This window comes from Mycobacterium sp. (genome assembly GCF_035603715.1).
Classification (GTDB): Bacteria; Actinomycetota; Actinomycetes; order Mycobacteriales; family Mycobacteriaceae; genus Mycobacterium.
Genome location: NZ_DATNJW010000080.1, coordinates 1 through 4,244, shown reverse-complemented (window position 1 = coordinate 4,244; position 4,244 = coordinate 1). Strand labels below are relative to the sequence as shown.

Below are 4,244 nucleotides of genomic sequence, written 5' to 3'. Positions count from 1 at the left end.
CAGGCATTCCTCGAGTTGGGTCAGGAAGGTCTTGGCGTAGCCGCGCTCGGGATGCTTCATCCGGTCGCGGCCGAGGATCAGCATGGTCAGCTCGGCCAGGTAATCGCCGGTGACGTAGTCGAGCTCGCCGCCGACCAGCATCTCGCGCATCGCCGAATGCCGGTCGCCGTAGAAGCCCGAGCAGTTTCCGATCCGAACCGGCGCCGCCACTCGTGTGCCCCCTTCATTGGGATGTGCCAACCAACCGGTAGGTTAGCCGGTACCGGCGGTGCCGCGTCAAGGCTGCCTGCGAACTCGACCGCCGATTTTTGACCGCAGCAGGTCAGCCATTACTATTGACTCCAATCGTCGCTGCCGAGGCGTTTTTGCGGCGACCCTCCTACCAGAAGTAAGGCCTGATCATGGCTGTGCCAAAGCGCAGAATGTCGCGCTCGAACACCCGTAGCCGGCGCGCGCAGTGGAAGGCTGAGAAGCCCGAGCTGGTCGGCGTCACGGTGGCCGGCAAGCAGCACAAGGTGCCGCGCCGACTGCTGAAGGCGGCGCGCCTCGGTCTGATCGACCTCGACCGACGCTAAATTTCTTTGCCGTGAGCGTCGTCTCCCGGCAAAAGCGCAACAATTTGCGGCAGTCAGTTTTGGCGACCTCTCAGCAGGTTCTCAGGCGATTGGTTAAAACTGGTGGTCGTGCGAATTCTTGTCGTTGACGACGACCGCGCTGTGCGCGAGTCACTGCGTAGGTCACTTTCCTTCAATGGGTACTCGGTCGCGTTAGCCGAGGATGGCGTCGAGGCCCTGGAGATGATCTCCGCTGACCGGCCGGACGGGCTGGTACTCGACGTCATGATGCCCCGGCTGGATGGCCTGGAGGTGTGCAGGCAGCTGCGCAGCACTGGGGATGATCTGCCGATCCTCGTGCTGACCGCCCGCGACACGATCTCCGAGCGCGTCGCCGGCCTGGACGCCGGAGCCGACGACTACCTGCCCAAGCCATTCGCTCTGGAAGAGCTGTTGGCGCGGATGCGGGCGCTGCTGCGTCGCACCAGAATCGAAGACGCCACCGAATCCGTGGCGATGACCTTCGCGGACCTCACCCTTGATTCGGTGACTCGCGAGGTCACCCGGGGGCAACGCCAGATCAGCCTGACCCGCACCGAATTCGCTTTGCTAGAGATGCTGATCGCCAATCCGCGACGGGTATTGACGCGTAGCCGCATTCTCGAGGAGGTGTGGGGTTTCGACTTCCCCACGTCGGGTAACGCGCTCGAGGTGTATGTCGGTTACCTGCGTCGCAAGACCGAGGCCAACGGCGAGCCGCGTCTGATCCACACCGTTCGAGGTGTGGGTTACGTGCTTCGCGAAACTCCTCCCTGATGCCGTTGAAAACACTGTTCCGTCTGCAGAGCCGACGTCAGCTGCGGACCAGCACTTCGTTGTCGCTGCGGTGGCGGGTGATGCTGCTGGCCATGTCGATGGTGGCGATGGTGGTCATCCTGATGGCCGTCGCGGTATATGCGGTGATCTCCGCGGCGCTGTACAAGGACATCGACAACCAGCTGCAGAGCCGGGCTCAGCTTTTGATCGCCAGCGGATCGTTGGCGGCCGACCCGGCGAAAGCCATTGAGGGCACGGCCTATTCCGATGTCAACGCGATGCTGGTGACTCCCGGCCGGTCGATCTACACCGCCAACCAGGAGGGCCAGACGTTGCCGGTGGGGCAACAGGAGAAGGCGGTCATCCGCGGCGATCTGTTCATGTCCCGGCGCACGGCCGCCAATCAGCGGGTGCTGGCCGTGCATCTGCCTAACGGCAGCTCGCTGTTGATCTCCAAGAGCCTGGCGCCGACCGATGCGGTGATGACGAAGCTGCGTTGGGTGCTGCTGATCGTCGGCGGGGTCGGTATGGCCGTGGCCGCGGTCGCCGGCGGCATGGTCACCCAGGCCGGCCTGCGCCCGGTGGGACGGTTGACTGAGGCGGCTGAACGGGTGGCGCGCACCGACGACCTGCGGCCCATACCGGTCTTCGGTAGCGACGAATTGGCCAGGCTCACTGAGGCATTCAACATGATGCTGCGAGCGCTGGCCGAGTCGCGGGAACGCCAGACCCGGTTGGTGGCCGACGCCGGTCACGAGCTGCGGACCCCGCTGACGTCGCTTCGCACCAATATCGAACTGTTGATGGCTTCGAGCGCACCCGGTGCACCGCCGATTCCGGAGCAGGAGATGGTCGACCTGCGGACCGATGTGATCGCGCAGATCGAGGAATTGTCCCAGCTGGTCGGCGATTTGGTCGACCTGACCCGCGCCGATGCTGGCGAAGTGATTCATGAGCCGGTCGACATGAGCGAGGTCATCGACCGATCACTCGAGCGAGTTCGTCGGCGCCGCATGGACGTTGAGTTCGATGTCGAGGTCACGCCCTGGCAGGTGTACGGCGACTCCGCGGGCCTGTCGCGGGCGGTGCTGAACCTGATGGACAACGCCGCCAAATGGAGCCCGTCGGGCGAGCATGTCGGTGTCCGGCTCCGCCAACTCAACGCGACGCACGCCGAGCTGGTGGTGTCCGACCATGGACCGGGCATTCCGGAGAACGAGCGCGAGCTGGTCTTCGAGCGCTTCTTCCGCTCGATCACGGCGCGGGCCGTGCCCGGCTCGGGGCTGGGCCTGGCGATCGTCAAACAGGTGGTGCTCAAACACGGCGGGGCGCTCCGCGTCGAAGACACCGTTCCCGGAGGCCAGCCCCCGGGTACATCGATTTACGTCCTGCTGCCGGGACGGCCGATGGCGGTCGCGGACTACCCCGACGACGGTGAAGATGAGGCGGATGTTTCCAGCTCGTCAACTCCGGGGAACTCTCCACCTCCAGCGAACGTTATCTCAGTCGAATCTCAGACCACGCAGGCAAGGTAATTCCAGTTACTGTTTGAGTCTGAACCGACTGCACAAGAGAGAGCGACCGAGCGACATGACGAATCACCCGAGGTATTCGCCACCGCCGCAGCAGCACGGATATGGTCCCGTGTCCGATCAGCGCGGGGCCACAGGCCATTCCAGCCCAGGGCAGCAGCAAACCTATCAGCAGGGCTACGACTGGCGTTACGGCCAGCAGCCTCAGCAGGGGCAGTACCGGCAGCCCTACGGCCACTTCGCCGGTGGTCAGGGTGGGCCGCCGCCGCCGGCTCCGCGAAAGCGTTCTCGCGCAGGCGCATTGACTGTCGGCGCGGTGGCGGTTGCGGTGGTGTCGGCCGGTATCGGCGGCGCCGCCGCGTCGGTGGTAGCGCACCACGGATCGCTCTCCTCCGTCGCGGACGGGGCGCTACCGGGTGGTGCGACCCCCGGGATGCCGGCCTCCAACGCGCCGATGGGCAGCGTCGAGCAGGTGGCCGCCAAGGTGGTGCCGAGCGTCGTCATGCTGGAGACCAACCTCGGTCGGGCGTCCGAGGAGGGCTCGGGCATCATCCTGTCCGCGGACGGTTTGATCCTGACCAACAATCACGTCGTTGCGACCGCGGCCAACCCCGGCAAGGCGCCTGCGCCGCACGGGCGTCCGGGCGAACACCAGGGCCCTGACGAAGACCCCGGCGGCCCGGCCCCCGATCCCGACCAGCCTGCCCCGCCTGCCGGCGCCAAGCCGAAGACCACGGTGACGTTCTCCGACGGTCGCACCGCGGAGTTCACCGTTGTCGGTACTGACCCCACCACCGACATCGCCGTGGTTCGCGTGCAAGGCATTTCGGGGCTGACGCCGATCAGCCTCGGGTCATCAGCCAACCTTCGGGTCGGTCAGCCGGTGATGGCGGTCGGTTCGCCGCTCGGCCTGGAGGGCACCGTGACGACCGGCATCGTCAGCTCGCTCAACCGGCCGGTGTCGACGACCGGTGAGTCGGGCAACCAGAACACCGTGCTCGACGCCATTCAGACCGACGCCGCGATCAACCCCGGTAACTCCGGAGGCGCGTTGGTCAACATGAGCGGGCAGCTGATAGGCGTCAACTCGGCGATCGCCACCCTGGGCGGTGACTCGCCGGACGCGCAGAGCGGCTCGATCGGTCTCGGCTTTGCGATTCCGGTCGATCAGGCCAAGCGCATCGCCGACGAGCTGATCAGTTCCGGCACCGCACAGCACGCCTCGCTGGGCGTGCAGGTCACCAACGACAAGGAAACACCCGGCGCCAAGGTCGTCGAGGTGGTGCCGAACGGTGCTGCGGCGGCCGCCGGCATGCCCGGCAACGTCGTCGTCACCAAGGTC

The 4,244-nt window shown here is 65.8% G+C and carries 5 protein-coding genes; 4 read left to right on the top strand and 1 reads right to left on the bottom strand.

Annotation, left to right across the window (positions count from 1 at the left end; translation table 11 throughout):
• On the bottom strand, positions 1-210 hold a 210-nt coding region (locus VN856_RS03355; RefSeq protein ID WP_325686127.1), incomplete at its 3' end, for an acyclic terpene utilization AtuA family protein.
• Positions 211-401: 191 nt separating this feature from the next.
• On the opposite strand from VN856_RS03355, the gene rpmF reads away from it, so the two are divergent.
• The 4 genes from rpmF to VN856_RS03335 all read left to right on the top strand — a co-directional run.
• Positions 402-575 carry a 50S ribosomal protein L32 gene (gene rpmF / locus VN856_RS03350; RefSeq protein ID WP_285184875.1) on the top strand — a complete coding sequence of 58 codons (174 nt, stop codon included), beginning with the start codon at positions 402-404 and terminating at the stop codon, positions 573-575.
• Between the two features lie 108 nt (positions 576-683).
• Positions 684-1,370 carry a response regulator transcription factor gene (locus VN856_RS03345; RefSeq protein ID WP_325686123.1) on the top strand — a complete coding sequence of 229 codons (687 nt, stop codon included), beginning with the start codon at positions 684-686 and terminating at the stop codon, positions 1,368-1,370.
• Positions 1,370-2,905: a HAMP domain-containing sensor histidine kinase gene (locus VN856_RS03340; protein WP_325686121.1), complete on the top strand. Its 1,536-nt coding sequence runs from the start codon at positions 1,370-1,372 to the stop codon at positions 2,903-2,905. The genes VN856_RS03345 and VN856_RS03340 overlap by 1 nt, the downstream gene beginning before the upstream one ends.
• Before the next feature lie 55 nt (positions 2,906-2,960).
• The coding region (locus tag VN856_RS03335; RefSeq protein WP_325686119.1) for a S1C family serine protease at positions 2,961-4,244 on the top strand (1,284 nt) is incomplete at its 3' end.

Excerpts from the sequence above, each read along its gene's own strand:
- rpmF (WP_285184875.1), top strand. The coding sequence starts at position 402 with ATGGCTGTGCCAAAGCGCAGAATGTCGCGCTCGAACACCCGTAGCCGG.
- VN856_RS03340 (WP_325686121.1), top strand. The coding sequence starts at position 1,370 with ATGCCGTTGAAAACACTGTTCCGTCTGCAGAGCCGACGTCAGCTGCGG.